We start from the raw sequence: 18,812 nt of genomic DNA, 5'->3' as shown, positions 1-18,812 counted from the left end.
GTGTGACGCAGAGCGTCACGAACTGCATTCCCACGCGCGTGAGGAACGATAGTCAAAACATTCCAATGCCTTAAAGCTTATGCAGAAAATTCAGCACCAGCTTGTTGCCTTCGGTGCGGTTTTCCGCGCCCTGTTCGAAGTAGCTATTGACCGTCAGCACGTTCTCCTTGTTGAAGGCATACAGCAGGCCCGGGCCGATAGCCCAGACCTTTTCCTTGCGACCACTGACATCATGACCGTCCACCTGAGTGTCGGTGAACTGCTTGAGCCAGTAACCGTTGAGCCCCAGCGAAAGTTGCTCGTTGACTGCGTATTGCAGAGTCAGGTTGGCATGCAGAGCCTGCCCTGCCTGAGTGTCGGAAGCATTGCCGAATCCGGCTTGCGGGTCATCATTCTTGCCGTTCCACAAATACATGAAACGCCCGCTGGCCGACCATTTCGGCGAGAACCAGTAAGTCGCGGCGTAGTAAGGGTTGAACGACCAGAAATTACTGCCCGGGTTGATCGAGCGATTGCGATCATAAGCGCCGACCGGAATCGCAATGTCCGCCTCGACACGCTGGGTCAGCAGCGGGCTGCCATCGGCATGGGTGATCGTCGGCAGTTGCAGAAACGGACCGATGACCAAATCACCGAAACCGGCACGCGAACTCAGGGCGGTGTTGCCCAGGCCGTCATCCACGTCGACATGTGCCAGCGACGTGTTGATTGCGGTAATACCCGGCATGGCACCATTGGCCATTGGCTGACCGACGTAGATGATCTGCGTGGTCACCGCCAATACATCCACATCCTGTTTGGGAAGTTGCAGTTTGTCGCCATTCACGTCATTGAAACGATTGGCCTTGGCATAGTTCAGATACTCCTCCAGATACCAGCCCGGACCCGCAGGCGCCGGGGATCCGTCGTAGAAGCTGGTGTTGCCCAGATTGAGGCCGGGCAAGTCATAGGCGTATGCAGTCGAGGACAAGGCGATGAATGATACGGTCGCAACGGTACGCAAGACAGACTTGGGCATCTTGTGATTCCTGTACTTATTGTTGTTGTTTTCAAGTGCCCCCGACGCCACGAACGCGTCGCCGGGGTTGCAACACGTACAGCCATTACACGTAGGAAGCGGCCAACCCTCCATCTATGGGCAAGTTGACGCCGTTGATCCAGCGCGAGGCGTCGGAGCACAGAAACGCAATCACCTCGGCCACCTCATCGGCCAGCGCAGGACGTTTCATGTGCAGGCCATCGCGGGCTACCCGCTCCTGGCCAACCATGCTGACAAAGTCTCCCAGAATCGGTGTGAACACCGGCCCCGGTGCGACGCAGTTGACGCGCACAGAATGATCGCGAAACCATTCCTGCGACTGCTTGAAACTCCAGACGATCAACGCTTCCTTGAAATACTGATAGCAGGTTTCATGGGCAACCGGATTGGCAGCCAGCCACTCCTGCCCTGCGCTGTAGCTTTCAGTGGCGGCCAACGCCTTGTGCAACTCCAGCCTTTCCGGCCACTGCGAGCCGAGTATCGAAGCTATGTTGACGATACTGCCGCCCGGTGAAATGCGCGGCAACAGGCGTTGGGTCAGGTGGCGCAGCCCGAGGTAATTGACCTGGGCGACCGCCTGAACGGGCGCTGTGCCAGGTACACCGGCGATGTTGCACAGGCCGTCGATCTGCTTGGGCAAGCGCTCGATCAACGCATCGATATTCTTTGGATCGGCCAGGTCCGCCTGGAAAAAACTGTCTACGGTCAATTGCGGTTCATGACGATCGATGCCGATCACTCGGGCACCCTGGAAGCGTGCCACACGTGCCAGCTCAGCGCCGATGCCGGATGACACACCAGTCACGATCAGTGTTTTGTTAGTCAGGTTCATAGTCACGCGCTCTTATTGTTGTTGGATCACGTCTTGCCGTTGAATCACATCACCTGTTGCAATGAAGCATGGAATGTCAGTCAGACTCAGAATGGGTAGGCTGGCGCCTGGTTCTTCACCGTGACCCACTGCCATTGGCTGTATTCATCCCAGTCCGAGGGGCTGCCAGCGCTGCTGCCGTTGCCCGACGCACCGCGCCCGCCGAACGAATTGACACACTCATCGGCCACCGTCTGATCGTTGATGTGCAACATGCCGCACCTGAGCCGGTCGCCAATCGCCGTCGCGCGGCCGATGTCCGGGGAGATCACCGCAGCTGCCAGGCCATACTCGGAACGGTTGGCCAGTTCGATGGCTTCCTCGTCCGTGGAAAAGCTGACCACAACCGCCACCGGGCCAAAAATCTCTTCCTCGAATGCGCGCATACCGGGTTTCACGCCGCTGAGCACCGTCGGGCGATAGAACAGGCCTTCATACTCGCCACCGGTTTCCAGTCGCGCACCGGCCTGCAGGCTGTCACTGACCACCTGATGCACGTGCTGCAACTGCCGTTTGTTGATCAGCGGCCCCAGAGCAGCCTCACCGCGTGCCGCATTACCCACCGTCAGCGCCCGCGCCTTGTCCGCCAGCTTGCGGGTCAGCTCGGCAGCGATGGATTCGTGCACCAGGATCAACCCGGTGGCCATGCAGATCTGCCCCTGGTGCAGCCAGGCACCGAACGCCGCATTGCTGGCGGCCAGATCAAGGTCGGCGTCTTCGAGAATCACCAGCGGATTCTTGCCGCCCAGCTCCAGCGACACTTTCTTCAGGTTGCGGCCCGCCGCTTCGGCAACCTTGCGTCCGGCCCCGGTCGAGCCGGTGAAGGTGATCATCTGCACATTGGTGTCGCGGCACAGCGCTTCGCCGGCATCGGCAGAACCCGGCAGCACGTGCAGCAGCCCTTTGGGCAGACCGGCTTCCTCGAACAGCCGGGCGATCAGGAAACCGCCGCTGATGGGTGTCTGCGGATCGGGCTTGAGCACCACGGCATTGCCGGCAGCAAGCGCCGGAGCGACCGAGCGCAGGGAAAGCACCAAGGGAAAATTGAATGGCGAAATCACTCCCACCACACCGTGCGCGACACGCCGCGCGTAGGACAGACGACCGGCCTGACTGGGCAGCATCAGGCCATGACCATGAGCCTGCGACAGCATGCCCGCCGCCTGACGCAACAACACGATGGTCTCGTTCACTTCGTGCTGGCCCTTTTGCAGGCTGCCGCCGGTCTCGCGGGCGACATACAGCGCCAGTTCATCGAACGCACAAACCGCGTGATCGGCGGCGAGGAGAAATATGTCAGCCTTTTCACGCGGCCCCAGCGCCGCCCAGGCAGGTTGAGCCAGCGCGGCCTCACGGCAGGCAACCGCGATGTCCGCAGCATCGGCCATGGCTGTGTTCATCAACAGCTCGCCGGTCGCAGGCTCGATGACGGGCAATGAAGGAGACGAGGAAGGAATCCAGTCGCCATTGAAAACACATTCGGCTTCAATCGCGCGTTGCAACAGAGGGGTGCCATCAGACGCTGACATATTAAGACTCCGGCTTTTATGGTTGTAATCGCCTGCCCCATTTGCCACGGGAAGCATGCGCCGTACGTACGTCAGAGCAAAGCCTGTGCCGGGATTGTCATCCGACCATCATGTCATCACTCAACCGCTTTAGAACAAGGGTTTTCGACGACCACGCTGAAGCGTCGAGCCCCTTCAGGCGGAAACTCTACGCGGACCCGCTTGTTCATTTGATGAAGTTATGTTTATTAATCAAGCCATGATTTGATCATTTCGACCATCACCCGGCCGAGGTACAACGATGGATAATCCCCACTGTGAGTTGCCCGATCACAGCGTTCCCACCGAACATTTCGCGCCTCGCGGCGACAGCAGTCAGATGCATTCAGGTGATTCGCCAACCCCCGAGGAGTTGACCAGTTGCCTGTTCTTCTCGCCTGACGATGGGCGCATCTGGCTCAACGACCAGCGGATGTTGCTGCTGCACACCTCATCGTTCGGCACCCTGCGCCGCGAAATCATCGAACGTCTGGGCCAGGAGCAGGCGCGCGGGATGTTCACCCGAGCCGGGTATCTGTCTGGCGCACGGGACGCCCGATTGATTCGCGAACGCTGGCCAATGGCTGACGCTTCGTCGGCGTTTCGTGCCGGTACGCACTTGCATACCCTGGAAGGCATGACCAAGGTCGAGCCGGTGCACTTCAAATTCGACGCCGAGTCGGGGTTTTACGAGGGCGAGTTTCTCTGGCATAACTCCTGCGAAGCCGATGAGCATGTCGCGGCGTACGGCATCGGCCAGGATCCGGTGTGCTGGACCGAAATCGGCTACGCCATCGGTTTTGTCAGCGGCCTGTTCGGACAGATGGTGGTTTTCCGCGAAGTGGAATGCCGTGGCATGGGGCATGCGAGCTGCCGCGTGGTCGGCAAGACCTCGGAACAATGGGGCGATGTCGAACGCGACCTGAGCTACCTGAGAGCAGTCAAACCCCCTGCACCCGTGCACAGCGCACCGGTGCCTGCGGCGAGCTATGAAGCAAGCCCGCCGACCGGCAGCAACCAGCCGCTGGTCGGCGCAAGCGCTGCCTTCAATGCGGCCACGCAGGCGCTGCAACGGGTGGCGATGACCCCGGCAACCGTCTTGATCAGCGGCGAGTCCGGGGTCGGCAAGGAGATGTTCGCCCGCCAGTTGCACCAGCTCAGCCGCAACCGCGAAGGCCCGTTTGTGGCACTCAATTGCGCAGCCATCCCCGACAACCTCATCGAGGCCGAGCTGTTCGGCGTGGAGCGAGGGGCTTATACCGGGGCCACGCACTCCAGAGCCGGGCGTTTCGAACGCGCCAACGGTGGCACGCTGTTCCTGGATGAGATCACCTCCCTGAGCCTTGCCGGGCAAAGCAAGCTGCTGCGCGCCTTGCAGGAGCGGGAGATCGAGCGCGTCGGGGGTGGGCACGGTATCAAGGTCAACGTGCGAGTGGTGGCGGCGACCAACGTCGACCTGCGTAAGGCGGTGGCCGATGGCGATTTCCGCGAAGACCTGTTCTATCGCCTCAACGTCTACCCGATCGCCCTGCCGCCATTGCGCGAGCGCCGCGATGACATCCCGCTGCTGATCAACTTCTTTCTCAAGCGCTTCTGTCAGGAGTACGGCAGGACGCCGGCCGGATTGACCATGCGCGCATTGAAAACCCTGCTGGGCTATGACTTTGCCGGGAACGTGCGCGAATTGCAGAATCTGATCGAGCGCGGCCTGATCGCCAGCGATGAAGGCCAGGCCATCGATCTGGTGCATATTTTCCGCAACGAGTCGTTACCACGGGACGCCTATTCGCTGAATCACCATGGCGCGCTGCGTCAGGCATCGGCTGCGAGCGCACAGCAGGCACCTGCTACCTCCCTGCTGGACTCCCTTAATCAGTCGGATCAGGCGTTCTCCATCGACGACCTTGAACAGCGCCTGATCCAGGAGGCGCTGGACAAGAGCGAAGGCAACCTGGCGGCCGCCTCGCGCTTGCTGGGCCTGAGTCGCGCCCAGTTTGCCTACCGCCTGAAAAAGCGTCAGCCCTGAACAGCCTGACTCAGCGGTAACGCGCAGCCGATCCGGCTGCGCGTTACACCTTACAGTGGCAAGGCGCTGACCACACGCAGGGCCAGCCCTTCGTAGGCGTCCAGGGTGATAGTGAACTCGCCCTGCTCGGTCAAATCGCCTTCGACACGCTCGTTGATGATGTCGACCACCGGACCTGGCGCAATACCGGGCAGTTGCAGCGTTTCGACGATCGTCTCGGCGCTGAAATTGAGCGCAGTGATCTGCGTGCCCTTACCAGCCGGCAGTTCATGGACCATGACCAGCAGCCCCGGATGCTCGACATCCGGAATCAGAATCTGACGGCTTGCGGCGATGTCATAGGCACGGCGCACAGCAAGAATCTTCTTGAGCTGCGAGGCAAACGAATCAGGTCGCTGAAGCTGACTGACCAGGCTGCCGTAAAGCGTCTTGGGACGAGGCATGTCACCCGCAGAAAACTCGGCTGCGGGGTCCAGATCGACCAGATCGTAGGCGCCACGATGAACCCAGCGCGTGTCGCCATCCTGCATCAGGTGGTCGACCTGCTCGGCCGGCAGCGTCAACGCACCGACAAGGTCCCAGCCCGACAGGGCAAATACGCCCGGCTGCATGGCGTTGTACATCACCAGCAGCAGGTGAATGTGCTGGATCTGCTGAATGTCGGCATCGGTAATGGTGCTCAGGTCACGAATGCCCAGCGCAGCAGTGATGATGCTCGCTGTGGTGCAAGAGACGCCGTTGGTGACGAACTTGAGGTTGTATGGCGCGTGTTCGCCGGACAGTTTCTCGTACATTTCCTCACGGATGTGCTCGCGCAGGATGTTGCCCGGGAACGTCTGGCCCTGGTAATGGAAGGTGTCGTGAGCGTGCAGCGTCCAGAAGTGCACCAGTTCCAGGGTCAGCTCGTCGTGGTTCTGCAGGGCATGGATCAACGATGCCGGATCGATGCCATAGGCATGCACCTGACGCAGCATCAGGCGCAGGAATTCGGTGGTGCCGGTCAGCAGCGCGTGCTGATAGGCCGGCCGGGTAATGAAGTCGTAGGACAGATCCGCGCCACCCTGCCCCATGGAGGCAATGTCATCGATGGTCAGGTTCAGCTCCTGGAAGCTGAAGCCGCCCGCCTTGCGGATCGCACCAGCCAGAAGCTGATTGCCGGTGATCGACAGCGGATGGCTTTCCGACCAGGCGGTGCCTTCGGCGCGACGTTCGACGCCAAGGAAGCCGTTGGCGTCCAGACGTAACACCCGGGCGCCCATGACATCGATGGCATGCAGCGCGTCACCGATGATCATCTGCTGCGCGGCAAAGCTGGGGTCCAGCCAGTTCAAGGAGGGCTGGCCGTCCTTGAAGTAATGCAGGTAGACCCAGCGGCGGGCCTTGCCGTCGACGCCGTGTACCACGTCGGTGGCGCTCCAGTCGGTTTCCTTGACCCCTGGCTCGAAGAAGATCACCCGTTGCAGCTGGCCGACGATGTAGTGCTTGTCGCGCAGCTGATCCACCACATCCGGCATCAGGTTGACCGCATCGCGGCCGGCTGGCACTTCAGGCAACAGCTGCCAGTCTTCCTCACGGATCTCGACCATGTGGAACAAACCGGGATAATCCTCGTACGCCATCTCGGCCAGGCGGAAGTCTGCGCCCTTGCCGGTGTGCGACGGAATGATGTCATCGATGATCACCGCGTTGTGCGCTGCGGCAATGCGCGACAGGCTCAACAGTTGTGCTTCGGTACCCAGGTCCGGGTCGATGCCAAAACTGATGCGGTCGAAGTTGCCATCGATGCTCGGCGTGCGCTCACGCCCCTTCAGTCCGCCGGAGAGCTTGAGCGGGCCGTTATGAATGCCCTGAATGCCGATTTCCGACAGTGCATGCCACAGCGTTTCATCACCCAGTGCTTCAAGCACCGAGCCACCTTCACGGGTGACGATGGAGGCCGGGTAGGCGGTAAACCAGACCGAGGCGATAGCGGAGGCGTCTCTGGGACGCGCAAGGGCGAAAGGACGCTGCCAGAGCCTGCCCTGCCCCGAATAGGTCTTGGCGCGCTGTCTTGCGGCGTTAAGCATCGATTGCTCGACCAGCCAGTCCACGTATTGCTTGTCCGGTATCGTCATAGCGTTCAGTCTTCCTCTCGAATCGGCGACCTGAGACGCCCCGCATGCGGAGCGTCCTGAATGTATTGCTTACGGATATGAGCCTTGCCGGCCCGATTCGTTGCATTCATGTCGCGGTCAAACGCTCGTTAAGGGCACTGTGACAACGTTTTGCGACACCTCCGTCAATCAGGCCGAGTGTTCGAGGCCGGTGGTTTCTTGAGTGCCTGAACCACGGCATTGGCGGCGTTGGACAACAATGAAGCAGGCCGCGCCACGACGCTGATCTGGCGCCTCACGGTCAGCGGCAGCGGGATAGATTCCAGCTCGCGAAGCCGCCCGCTCAACAGCGCGCTGGGCACAATCGAGATGCAATGGCGCTTGGCGACCAGGTCCAGCAGCGTGTCCAGGCAACTGAGCTCGCCGCGTTGGCTGAGCCGTAGCTGTGCCGATGCCAGTTGCTGGTGCAGGCGCTCCACCCCAGGATGCCGCCAGGCCACATAGCGCGACACCTGCGCAAGCTCGGCGAAACACTGCGCCGCGCCCTGCTTGCTTCGCGCCGCTACCAGTACGTAATGGTCCGACCAGCAATGGTGTTCGAGATAATGCTCGTCCAGCACAGTAGCCGGCAGGATGAGGATATCGGCCACGCCCTTTATCAATGCGTCCAGCGACGGATTCTGCTCGCTGCGGTGCAGCACGTTCAGATGGATATCGGGGTAATGATGGGCGAGAAAGTCCAGCGAGGCACTCAGGCCGGTCTCGCGGATGTGCGAGTGATAATGAATGGTGACGCTACCACTGACCCCATTTTTTTTAGTTGTTCGAGCGTGGCCATGATATTTCCCAGGGTCTGGCTGATGACCTTGCCTTCAGGGGTGAGCGTGCAGCCTGTGCGACTGCGAATGAACAGGCGTTTTTCGAAAAAATCTTCGACCTCCTTGATGGCATAGCTGATGTTCGACTGGCTGCAGCCCAGAATGGCGGCGGCCTCCGAGAACGAACCGTGCTGTGCAACGGTTTGAACGACTTTGAAGAAGTGGGTTTTCATGTGTCCTGCACTCTGGTTTTGCAAAGGTGGGTGCGGCCCTGCCGCTGAGCCAAAGGCTCGGGAATACAGGAAACCCCCGCCGAAACACCGATCTGGCCGGGTTATCGGCCATTCGAATGAATGTCTCAAGCGGGGGTAAAGCGAACGCTGGCTATCGCGTTGAAGCGCTGGCTATGCACATTTCGGGCACATAGCCTCTTCAGGGGTATCCGCAGCGCGACTGGATGACTCAGTCGTTCTCGGTCCAGTCGAAATCCATTTGCAGCGCCGTGCGTTCGGCCAGTTCACGGCTGTGCAGGCGCTCGACCAAGTGCAGGCTCATGTCGATACCGGCAGAAATACCTGCCGATGTCACGAACGAGCCCTCATCGACCCAGCGCAGCGTGCTGAGCACGTCCACCGACGGGAACATTTCCTTGAGGTCGTCGATGTCTTCCCAATGCGTGGTCACTTGCTTGCCGGCCAGCTTGCCGGTCCTGGCCAGCAGGAAGGCGCCGGTGCACACGGCAGCGACCACGCGGCCAGGCTCCGACTGATCGCTGATCCAGTGAATCACGTCGGGTTTTTCCAGTTCGGCGGTCACGACGCCACCCGGAACGATCAGGCAGTCGACGGCCGGATGGTCGTTGATCGAGAAATCCGGATCGACCTTGAGGCCGGCGCGGGCACGCACCGGCGCGGTGCTGCGGCCGATGGTGAATACGTTGAACAACTGCCGGTCATCACGGCTGTTGCGAGCGTGCATGCGGGTTGCGGTGGTGAATACTTCATAGGGGCCAGCGAAGTCGAGAACCTCGACGTCGTCATAAACGTAGATACCGATATTGAGTGGCACGAGTTGGCTCCAGGGTCTGCATGGCAGACCACTTGCATCATAGTGAGGGTTAAGCGGGTTTCAGCGGTGACACAGAGCAGATTACTCAGTAGCATCACGCCAAACTACTGGCTGAAATGCCAATATCCGGTAACATCGCGCCATGAAAAATCATCTCGTTGTCGCACTCATCTATAACCAGCTGTGCACCTTCGAATTTGGCTGCACGGTGGAAGTCTTTGCGCTGAAAAGACCCGAGCTGGGCGTCAGTTGGTACGAGTTCGCGACGTTCCCGGTCGACGACGGACCGATCACCGCTGCCGGGGGCATCACTATCGTGCCGACACCCGGCGAGGTGCTGCTGGAAAACGCCGACACCATCATCGTGCCGGGCTGGCGCGGGGTGGAATCTGCGGTTCCGCAACGGCTCATCGAACAGCTCCAGGCGGCTCATGCACGCGGCGCGCGAATCTGCTCGATCTGTACCGGGGCCTTCGTCCTGGCGGCGGCGGGTCTGCTCGACGGGCACAAGGTGACGACCCACTGGCGCTACACCGACCTGCTGGCCACCATGTACCCTGGCCTGACCATTCAGCCCAACGAACTCTATGTGGATCAGGGCAGCATCGTCACCGCAGCAGGCTCGGCCGCCGGGCTGGACATGATGTTGCACCTGGTGCGCAACGATCACGGCTCGCGCGTCGCCAACATGGTCGCGCAGCGCATGGTCATCCCGCCTCATCGCGAAGGCGGACAATCGCAATACGCATCCCGGCAACTGGTATCAGCCAGCGACGGGCCGATTTCCAACCTGATGGACTGGATTCGCAGCGACTTGCAGCGCCCGCATACCATCAAGGAGATGGCCTCAAGGGCGGCGCTCAGTACCCGTACCTTGCATCGCAGCTTCATGGAAAGCACCGGGCTCACGCCTTACGACTGGTTGCTCGGTGAGCGCATTGCCTACGCCAAGGAACTGCTGGAATCGTCGAAATTACGCCTGAACGAAGTGGTGGACCGCACCGGCTTCGGCTCCGAAGAGTCGTTTCGCCGGCACTTCCGCAATCTGGTGGGCATCAGCCCGAGCAGCTACCGCAAGCAATTCGCCCGGGCCTGACCGCAGGCGCGGGGTAAAGCGCATCGACGATCGCGTCGGCAAATTCGCCCCACGCGCCGGCAACCGCTGTATTGGTCAGGACCACCATGCTCAGCGCAGCATGCGGATCGACCCAGTAATGGCTGCCATACAGGCCGCACCATGACCAGGTCCCTGCGCCCTGCCGCTGCCCGGCGAGCACTGGGTCGGTGAGAATCATCGGCCCCAGCCCGAACCTCCAGCCGGGTCCGCGGCTGGCGATGCTCGTCTGGCCAATCGCATTGCCCAGCAAGCGTGCGGTACTGGCTTCACTCAATAGCGGCGCGCCGCCGAGACGCAGGCATTCAAGCAGCCGAAGATAGTCATCAGCCGTGCCCAGCATTCCCGCACCGCCCGACTCATACGCACCGGTGTCAAAGACGCGAGCTGCGGACAGCCGCGCCTTGCCGCTGGCGAGCAGCACCTCATCCTCGTCGGCGATACGCTGCGGGCCGCTGAGCCCGTCCTTGTAGGCGCTGGCCAGCGGATGTTCCGGCAGGTGCCTGAATGAGGTCGCGTGCATGCGCAACGGTACGGTGACCCATTTATCGATGGCTTCTGACAACTTCAGGCCAGTGGCCTGTTCGACCACTGCACCCAGCACATCAGTGGCCAGCGAATATCCCCAGGCGCTGCCGGGCTCGAAGAGCAAGGGCACACGCGCCAAACGTGTCAGATTTTCCTGCAGGTCGAACGGGACCCGGTCCAGCCCGTCCGACACCCCGGCCCGCTGATAGGCATTCTCGGGCGCCTGCTCAAAGCCGTAGCTCAAACCCGACGTGTGCGACAGCAGGTGCTGCAGCGTGATGGACGGTTCGCGGCCATTGGCCAGATGCGGTCGAAAGGCTGGCAACCAATGAGTCACCGAAGCCTGAAGATCCAACACACCCCGTTCGCAGAGCCGCAACACCGCAACCGAGGTCAACAGCTTGGTCAGTGAGGCCAGGCGAAAACGCGTGTGGCGGGTGATCGGAATCTGCTGCTCGCGATCCGCCCAACCGCGTGCACTGGCGTATTCCAGGCGGCCCTGGCGAGCCAGCAACAGCACCCCGCCGACGATCCGGCCCGGCTCGACGAATCCCCGCCAGACCTGGTCAAGACGCTGTATGCCCGCCTCGTCAGGGCGGTCATGGTTCACTCGCCCCTCACAGCGCGGCTGAAAATCTGCGCGTAGACCTGCGCCGAATGGCGAATCGGGTTGGTGTGCGAGCAGCCATCGACGAAAGCCATCCGCCCGACGCGCTCGGCTTCGCGATCATCGATGCCGATCTCGCTCAGCGTATGTGGAATGCCAATCTGCTCGCGCAGCGTCAGCAGCCAGTCCATCACCCCGGAGAAGCCGGGCGACGGCAACCGCAGGTAAACCGCCAGATCGTCCATTTGCGTCTGCAGCACCGAACGATTGGCCTCCAGCACATAGGGCAGCAGGATTGCGTTGAGCAAGCCGTGATGCTGATCGTAGAGCGCCCCAAGGCTCTGGGCGATCGCGTGTACGCCGCCCAGACCGCGCTGAAATGCAGCAGCGCCAAGGCTGGAGGCCACCAGCATCTGCTGCCGCGCCTCAAGGTCCTGCCCGTCGGCGACGACACGCGGTAGAAACGCCTTGATCATCTGCATGCCCTTGACCGAAACCGCTTCGGCCATCGGGTGCCAGGCCGGCGAACACCAGGACTCCATGCAGTGGGTCAAGGCATCGGCGCCGGTGGCGGCGGTCAGGTGCCTGGGCAGGTCGAGTGTCAGCGTGGCATCCAGAATCGCGATGCGCGGCATCATGCGAATGTGCAGGATGGTGCGTTTGACCTGAGCCTGTTCATCGGTAATCACTGACGCACGCCCGACTTCAGAGCCGGTCCCGGCCGTCGTCGGCAGCGCAATCACCGGCGCAATGCCAGCCGGATCGGCGTGCAGGTGGTTGTCGTTGATGTCTTCGAAATCCCATAACGGGCGGGTCTGGCCCGACATCAGCGCGACTGCCTTGGCAGCGTCCAGCGCCGAGCCGCCGCCAAACGCAATCACACCGTCGTAGCCACCGGTTCTATAAGCGTGCAGCCCCTCGGCGACGTTGGTGCCGGTCGGGTTGCCCTTGACCCGGTCAAACAGGCCGCAGTGGCCCAACTGACTGCGGCAGTCCTCTACGGCGCTGGCGATCATGTCGGTGCTGCCCAGAAAGCTGTCGGTGATCAGCAGCGGACGTTGTATGCCGGTCACCCTGCAGGCGTCGGCCAGTTCGTTGACGCGTCCTGCGCCTGCGCGGATGGAAGTCGGGTAGTGCCAGTCGTTGCGATGCATTCAAGTATTCCTTTACAGATGATTTCAGTGGATGAAGCCAGCAGGCAGCAAACCGATCAGCAGGCGCAGGCCGAAAGCGATCATGAAAAGGCCGGTGACGATGTCGATGGCCTTCTTCATGCGCTGATAGCGCGCCTGTACCGCAGGTATCGAAAACAGCGTGGCGAGCAGCACGAACCAGGAAATCGCCAGTACCGCGATGATCGACACACCTGCAGTGCGCACCCACATCGGCATGCCTGGCGTGGTCACGGTGGTGAACACGCTGGTGTAGAACGCCAGTGCCTTGGGATTGGTCAGGTTGGTCAGCAGACCGAACCGATAGGCACGGCTCAGACTGCCAATGCCCAGCGCAGCGATGTCCCTGGGTTTGGGCTGGCTGCCGGCACTGCGCAGGCTTTTGCTGCCGAGCCAGGTGAGGTAGGCACTGCCAAGCAATTGCAGGGTCGGTTGCAGCCATGGCAACTGTTGGAATACCAGCCCCAACCCGGTGGCGGCCAGCAAGGCCCAGAGAATGCTGCCCGAGGCCACGCCCAGCCCGGCACAGATACCCTGCTGCCGCGACTGGCTGAACGAGAGTTGGGTGATTACCAGAAAATTCGGACCGGGGCTGATGATCAGCACGATGAACGCGCCAGCGAGAGCGGTCAGCAAAGTGATTTCGTACATGGCAATAATTCCTTTTTAATTAATGGCTTGAATGGCTTTGTTCAACTGAAATGTGATGCCACTTGAAGTTGTGTTTGTCAGCGTATCCAGGCAGGACTCGACCGCCCGGCGCGCCTCGATCAGCGCGCGACAGCTCGGGTCAGGTGTCGGTAAGTAGTGGTTGTAGAACGTGCAGCCTTCCACGGCGGGCCCGAGAACCCATAGCCGCTGCTGCACCTCACCGTCGCGACCGATTGCGCGGCCCGCTGCGTCGGTGTCGATGCCATCGGCAGGCCAGGCATGGGCGGCGCGAATCAGCCCGCGCTCGCGCAGATCGTTGATCAACCCCTGACGACTGCCCGACACGCCGCTGTGGGCAACGCGGGCAGACAGGCAGTTATGCGGCTCCTGCACGTCACTCATCGGCGGCAAGAGCGTCACGACCCCGGCTTCGATCAGCGCCAGCAGGTCCTCATGGCGTTCCTTCTGCGGCCCACCGACCAGACGATTGCTCAGCCCCGCCCATACGCCATAGAACTCCCGCGTCGAGGATTCAGTCAGGCCGTTGCGATCAGCGACCAGACGCAACAGGTCGCGATAATCGCGCCAGACCTCCAGCGCCTGACAGATCGGGCTGTGCGCGGTGCCCAGCCGACTCAGGGCCAGGTCACGTTTGATCCAGTCGACAAACCACGGTCCATACGAGTCTTCGGCGCCAGACCAGGTCTGAGTGCTCAGCCAGTGCTCAGGATCGAATGCACCCCATTGCTCTGCCAGACGGGCAAACACTGCCGATCTGGTGATGGACTCGCGCAGCAGGCGCTGAACAGAGTCCAATCGCCCAGGCGCCTCCATCCGGACCCTGGCCTGATAAAACACGGCACACATCTCATCCTTGATCAGGGGCAGCACATCGGCGCGAAAGTCGAGCCGCCCGCCTTCCCTCTGCTCGCGCAAACGGGCTATGGCATCGGCCGTAAAAAACAGCCTTGGCAACGGGGCGTGACGGCAGGCATGCCATTGCGGCCTGGCATGAAACGGCAATCCGCTACGCGAATGCATCAGCACCCTGGGCTCGCGTCCGGACGGCAGGTAGCGCCAGCCGGCAAAGCCACCATCGCGCACGTAGCGCCCGCCGCGCCCCTCAGTCAGATGGGCCAGCGTGTCCATGGCCGTGAGTCCCAGGCCTTCGATGACCACGCAATCGCCGACGTCCTGCTGCGCGGGGTTTTCAGGTGCGTGTCCGCTGGTGAGGAATACGCCGTCGACATCCATTACCACGCTGCCGGTGCGCAGCCGGAAACCCGGCGTTTGTGACCTTGGCTGGCCGCTCAGCACCTGCTCGGCGTGGTGACGCACCTGTACATGCGCCGGGCAGCGTTGCAGCAGGAAACGGTAACTGTCCTGCAAATAGCGCCCGAGCAATGCACGCGGCACGAAGTCGCCAAATGCCACCGCTCTGCCCTGCCCGTCCAGGCTGACATGACCGCGCGCGTCCAGGCGTACATCCTCACGGCTGCACCATTGCAAAAAGGTCGGGCCTGGCGGTTCGCACGCCGGGAATGCCGAAGAAAACGCTGACAATTGACCAGCCATGGTGTTGAGCATCAGGTAATCCGGCTGCTGCGCAAGGTGCAGCCCGCTGCCCGGCGGCTGCGGATCGAACACCTCGATACGCAGCGGTTGCTGCACGTCTTGGCGACTCATGCCGATCAACTGCTCCAGAATGCTCAACCCGCGTGAGCCCATGCCGATAATGGCGAAGGTATGCGTGTGCATGGCCATCACCAGCGCGCCGATTCAAAGAAGAACTGCGGCACCGGCAAAGCGCTGCCCTCGGCCACCGCCTGGCGATACACCCGCTGCCCCACGGCGAGGTCCAGCACGCCGAGCCCGAACGGCGAAAAGATCGAAGCCTTGTCCGGACTCAGCTCCACTTGCCCGGTCATCAGCTGTGCCAGCGTCCCGGTAATGAACGAGCGATGCTGATACTGCTGCACGGCAAGGTCAGGCGAGGTCTGAGCCTTGAGACAGTGTTCGACGTCATCGAGGATGTTGTTGGCCTGGGCAATGACCTCCGGACCCAGATCGCGCAACGAGATGTTCAGCACCAGTTGCCCCGGCTGAAACACCGGTTCCAGTACATAAGGGCTTGGCGCGGTAGTGGCGAACACCACCACATCGGCTTGCAGGCACGTCACCAGGTCACTCGGCTCGCTGTGCAGTCCATGGCGACTGGCAGCATGCCCGACCAGCGCCAGCGCCGAGTCATGGTGCTGATCGAAGACGCTGACGGCCTCCATCGTCCAGCCATCGCTGACGAACATGTCAAGGATGGTGCGGGCAATGAAACCGGCACCGATGAACGACATTCGTCCGACATGACGCTGCTGGCGGTTCATCCAGCGTGCCCCAAGCACCGCCGAGGCTGCCGTGCGCATGGCGCTGATGCGCGAGGCTTCCAGACAGGCAAAGGCATAGCCGGTCAGTGGATCGTTGAGGATCAGCACTGCCGAGGCGCGCTGCAGGCCCGTGTCGATATTGCCCGGAAAGCTGGAAATCCATTTGATGCCACTGACCGGCTGCTCGCCCGACAGGCTGGCGGGCAAGGCAATGATGCGATTGGCCGGTGCTTGCGCAAAGCGCAGAAAGTAACTGTCGGGATTGATGGTCTGGCCAGCCTCATGGGCCAGATACGCCGTCTGAACATCATCGATACAGGCCAGCGGGTCTGCCGCCAGCAGGCGTGCAACCACCTCACCGTCGACCACATGGAAAGCCGACTGCTTCAGCCGCTCGGCGGCCAGCCAGAAGGTTGAACTCTGCTCCCGCGCAAGCGCGCTTGCACCCGAAGGCGCTGCGACTGAACCGCCGTCTTCGCGAGCAAACTCGGTCCCAGAACGCGTCGCGTGCGCGCGCACGACATTTACACACCTATTCTGTGGGAGCGAGCTTGCTCGCGAAGGCGTTTTCACGCTTCCCGGAGATGTTACAGCCTCTGATGAGGAAAGATCCGCCAAGGTCATGCTCAGCACTTCATGGCCAAAACGCTGCTCGACCCACTGATCATCGTAAAGAGTATCCAGGTAGCGCTCGCCCCAGTCCGGCGATAACGCCACGACCACTGAACCGGGCTCGATGCGCTCGCGCCAGGCATGCACCGCAGCGATCACCGTTGCGGTGGACCCGCCGACCAGCAGGCCCTTGCTGCGCGCCAGGATTCTGCACATGGCGACGGTACGGGATTCCGGGACCATTTCCAGCGCGTAAATACCATCAGCCTTGAAGATTGGCGGATGCTGGCTGGTGCCCAGTCCCGGTATGAAGCGACGGCTGGCCGGAGTGCCAAAGGTCACCGAACCGACGCTGTCGACGGCAATGATTCTGGTGGTCGGGTGATGCCGCTGAAAATGCTGGACACAGCCCATCAGCGTGCCAGTGGTCCCGGCACCGACGAACACATAATCCACATGGCCGAAATGCTGGCTGATCGAACGCGCTGTGGTTAGCGCATGGGCACGCGGATTGGCCGCATTCTCGTATTGATTGAGCCAGACATAGCGCGGGTCGCTGGCCACTTTTTCACGAATCATCTCGATGCGCGTCCCGAGAAAGCCGCCGTTGGCGTCCGGGATTTCGACCTGGATGACCTCGGCGCCGTAGCTGCGCATCATGCGGATGTTGTGGCTGGAACTGTTGGGGTCGACCACGCAGGTAAACGGGATGCCCCGTTCAGCGCAGATCATCGCCAGCGCCACCCCGAGATTGCCCGATGAGGACTCGATCAGAATCGTGTCCGGGCCCAGCAGCCCTCGCGCCTGAAGGTCATTAATCAACCCCACGGCAGTCTTGAGCTTGATCGAGCCTGCCGGGTTGAGTGATTCCATTTTCAGGAAAAAATCGGCCCCCAGGCCAGTCACCTTGAGGAAGGTCTGATCGTGAACGATTTCGCAAAGAGAGTTGTACATGGGCTTCACTTCCACTGTGCCAGCAAGGGTTCGGCGGCCGGTGCTACAACCTCCTGAAGGGCCGTGGCGATACGCTCGGCGCGCAACGCCATCAGTGAAAACGACTGACTGTCACTGATTCCGTGACTGCGTTCGGAAAGACCGTTGACCCAGATATTCACGTCACACTCGCCTTGAGTGGCGACCCGATAATCCCGATCGATGAGCAGCCCCCCGTCGACATCGGCCTGCAGCCATGGCTGCAAACCACTCAACAACGGGGGTATCAGGTAGTGCTGATACCCGGTGCCGAGCACCACGGCGTCGACCTCCAGCACCTGAGTGCGCTGGCTGAACGTGTCGGTCAGCTCGACCCGGTAGCCCTCGGCGACGGGCTCGATGGCGCTGATCACGCTGTAGGCGTAGGTCTGCAGGCGCTTGCGACCAGCGATGGCGTCTTCGTAGATCAACGAAAACAGCTTCTGGCTTTCGTCCGGATCAATCCCTGCGTAATTGGTCGAGCGGCTCCAGTCGAGAAAACGCTGCCGCGCGGCGGGGTCCAGGCTATGGAAATAATCGACGTGATCCGGAGCGAATACCCGGTTGGGGAACTGGCCCAACTGGGTGAGTTTGAAACCAGCCGAGCGATGCACTGAATGCACCTTGATGTTGGGGTCGCGGCTGACCAGTTCCAGCACCGATTCACTGGCGCTCTGCCCCGAACCGAGCACCAGCCAGCGCTTGGGCAACTGCTCGCCAAAGGCTTGCAGGCGGCTCAGAAACTGCGACGTGTGAAACAGCGTCGGGCCGATCAGCGCCTGGAACGCGTGCGGAATACGCGGCGCACTGCCGCTGGACAGCACGACATTGCGCGTCGTGAAGCTGGTATCCGGCGTGCATACGCGTAGTTCATGCAGGCGTCCGTGACGCAGCACCGGGTCAATGCCTGTGACCGGCGTGTTGAAGCAGGTCTGACTGTCCACCTGTGCGGCGACCCAGGCCAGATAGTCCGACCATTCATGGCGACTGGCCGGGCGGCCCAGCAGGCCGAAATCGAACATTCGCCCGTGTTCCTTGAGGTACATGGCGAACGAGAAGCGGCTGCGTGGATTACGCGGGGTCACCAGATCGCGAAATACGTGATGGTTGATGTCCGTTCCGGCCAGCAGCAGTTCGCGATGCCATTGGCTGTCCTGCGCGGCCTCCAGATAGCGAACGGACAGCGCGCCCAGCGGGTCATTGGCCTCCCGCGCATCGGCAAACGCGCAGGCCAGCGCGATGCCGGCCGGACCGAAGCCGATACAGACGGCGTCCGAATGCAAGGTGTGTGGTGTCGAGTTACCCATGAAGTT

15 protein-coding genes are annotated in these 18,812 nt (G+C 61.5%); 2 read left to right on the top strand and 13 right to left on the bottom strand.

What is annotated here, in order from left to right; all coding sequences use genetic code 11:
- Positions 1-70: 70 nt before the first annotated feature.
- From AO388_RS18200 to AO388_RS18190, 3 genes are all read right to left on the bottom strand, one after another.
- Positions 71-1,018: a SphA family protein gene (locus AO388_RS18200; protein ID WP_003435410.1), complete on the bottom strand. Its 948-nt coding sequence runs from the start codon at positions 1,016-1,018 to the stop codon at positions 71-73.
- Positions 1,019-1,103: 85 nt separating this feature from the next.
- Positions 1,104-1,871 carry a coniferyl-alcohol dehydrogenase gene (locus tag AO388_RS18195; protein WP_058416880.1) on the bottom strand — a complete coding sequence of 256 codons (768 nt, stop codon included), beginning with the start codon at positions 1,869-1,871 and terminating at the stop codon, positions 1,104-1,106.
- An 86-nt stretch (positions 1,872-1,957) separates the two neighbouring features.
- Positions 1,958-3,439 (bottom strand): benzaldehyde dehydrogenase, encoded by a 1,482-nt coding sequence (locus AO388_RS18190; protein WP_058396883.1) that lies wholly within the window; start codon positions 3,437-3,439, stop codon positions 1,958-1,960.
- Positions 3,440-3,719: 280 nt separating this feature from the next.
- Here AO388_RS18190 and AO388_RS18185 point away from each other — a divergent pair, with 280 nt between their 5' ends.
- Positions 3,720-5,483 carry a sigma-54-dependent Fis family transcriptional regulator gene (locus AO388_RS18185; protein ID WP_032609751.1) on the top strand — a complete coding sequence of 588 codons (1,764 nt, stop codon included), beginning with the start codon at positions 3,720-3,722 and terminating at the stop codon, positions 5,481-5,483.
- 50 nt (positions 5,484-5,533) lie between these two features.
- On the opposite strand, the gene treS is transcribed toward AO388_RS18185, so the two are convergent.
- From treS to AO388_RS18165, 4 genes are all read right to left on the bottom strand, one after another.
- Positions 5,534-7,597, bottom strand: a complete 2,064-nt coding sequence (treS, locus tag AO388_RS18180) for a maltose alpha-D-glucosyltransferase (RefSeq protein WP_003370787.1) — start codon at positions 7,595-7,597, stop codon at positions 5,534-5,536.
- A 164-nt stretch (positions 7,598-7,761) separates the two neighbouring features.
- Positions 7,762-8,331: a substrate-binding domain-containing protein gene (locus AO388_RS18175; RefSeq protein ID WP_231989862.1), complete on the bottom strand. Its 570-nt coding sequence runs from the start codon at positions 8,329-8,331 to the stop codon at positions 7,762-7,764.
- Positions 8,328-8,627: a helix-turn-helix domain-containing protein gene (locus tag AO388_RS18170; protein WP_003370783.1), complete on the bottom strand. Its 300-nt coding sequence runs from the start codon at positions 8,625-8,627 to the stop codon at positions 8,328-8,330. The genes AO388_RS18175 and AO388_RS18170 overlap by 4 nt, the downstream gene beginning before the upstream one ends.
- A gap of 229 nt (positions 8,628-8,856) precedes the next feature.
- Entirely contained in the window at positions 8,857-9,462 is a 606-nt protein-coding gene (locus tag AO388_RS18165; protein ID WP_003435425.1) for a DJ-1/PfpI family protein, read from the bottom strand.
- A gap of 142 nt (positions 9,463-9,604) precedes the next feature.
- Here AO388_RS18165 and ftrA point away from each other — a divergent pair, with 142 nt between their 5' ends.
- Positions 9,605-10,558, top strand: coding sequence for a transcriptional regulator FtrA (gene ftrA, locus AO388_RS18160; RefSeq protein ID WP_054080956.1), 954 nt, complete (start codon positions 9,605-9,607; stop codon positions 10,556-10,558).
- Here the strand turns inward: ftrA and AO388_RS18155 are convergent.
- From AO388_RS18155 to AO388_RS18125, 6 genes are read right to left on the bottom strand one after another with little or no spacing between them, the layout of a single operon-like run.
- A complete protein-coding gene (locus tag AO388_RS18155; RefSeq protein WP_054080957.1) occupies positions 10,518-11,714 on the bottom strand; it encodes a serine hydrolase domain-containing protein in 1,197 nt (398 codons plus the stop codon). The genes ftrA and AO388_RS18155 overlap by 41 nt on opposite strands.
- Complete coding sequence (locus AO388_RS18150) at positions 11,711-12,865, bottom strand: iron-containing alcohol dehydrogenase (RefSeq protein ID WP_058416879.1); 1,155 nt, start codon at positions 12,863-12,865, stop codon at positions 11,711-11,713. Before AO388_RS18150 ends, AO388_RS18155 begins: the two co-directional genes overlap by 4 nt.
- A 24-nt stretch (positions 12,866-12,889) precedes the next feature.
- On the bottom strand, positions 12,890-13,534 hold the full coding sequence (locus tag AO388_RS18145; protein WP_054080959.1) for a LysE family transporter: 645 nt from the start codon (positions 13,532-13,534) through the stop codon (positions 12,890-12,892).
- A 15-nt stretch (positions 13,535-13,549) separates the two neighbouring features.
- Complete coding sequence (locus tag AO388_RS18140; RefSeq protein ID WP_058416878.1) at positions 13,550-15,298, bottom strand: FAD/NAD(P)-binding protein; 1,749 nt, start codon at positions 15,296-15,298, stop codon at positions 13,550-13,552.
- Positions 15,298-17,481, bottom strand: coding sequence for a 2,3-diaminopropionate biosynthesis protein SbnB (gene sbnB, locus AO388_RS27785; protein WP_083515836.1), 2,184 nt, complete (start codon positions 17,479-17,481; stop codon positions 15,298-15,300). Before sbnB ends, AO388_RS18140 begins: the two co-directional genes overlap by 1 nt.
- A gap of 5 nt (positions 17,482-17,486) precedes the next feature.
- Positions 17,487-18,806 (bottom strand): lysine N(6)-hydroxylase/L-ornithine N(5)-oxygenase family protein, encoded by a 1,320-nt coding sequence (locus AO388_RS18125; protein WP_054080961.1) that lies wholly within the window; start codon positions 18,804-18,806, stop codon positions 17,487-17,489.
- Positions 18,807-18,812: the final 6 nt, after the last annotated feature.

The sequence above is a fragment of the Pseudomonas sp. ICMP 10191 genome (assembly GCF_001467335.1).
Lineage (GTDB): Bacteria > Pseudomonadota > Gammaproteobacteria > Pseudomonadales > Pseudomonadaceae > Aquipseudomonas > Aquipseudomonas cerasi.
This window is presented reverse-complemented; position numbering and strand designations above follow the sequence as displayed.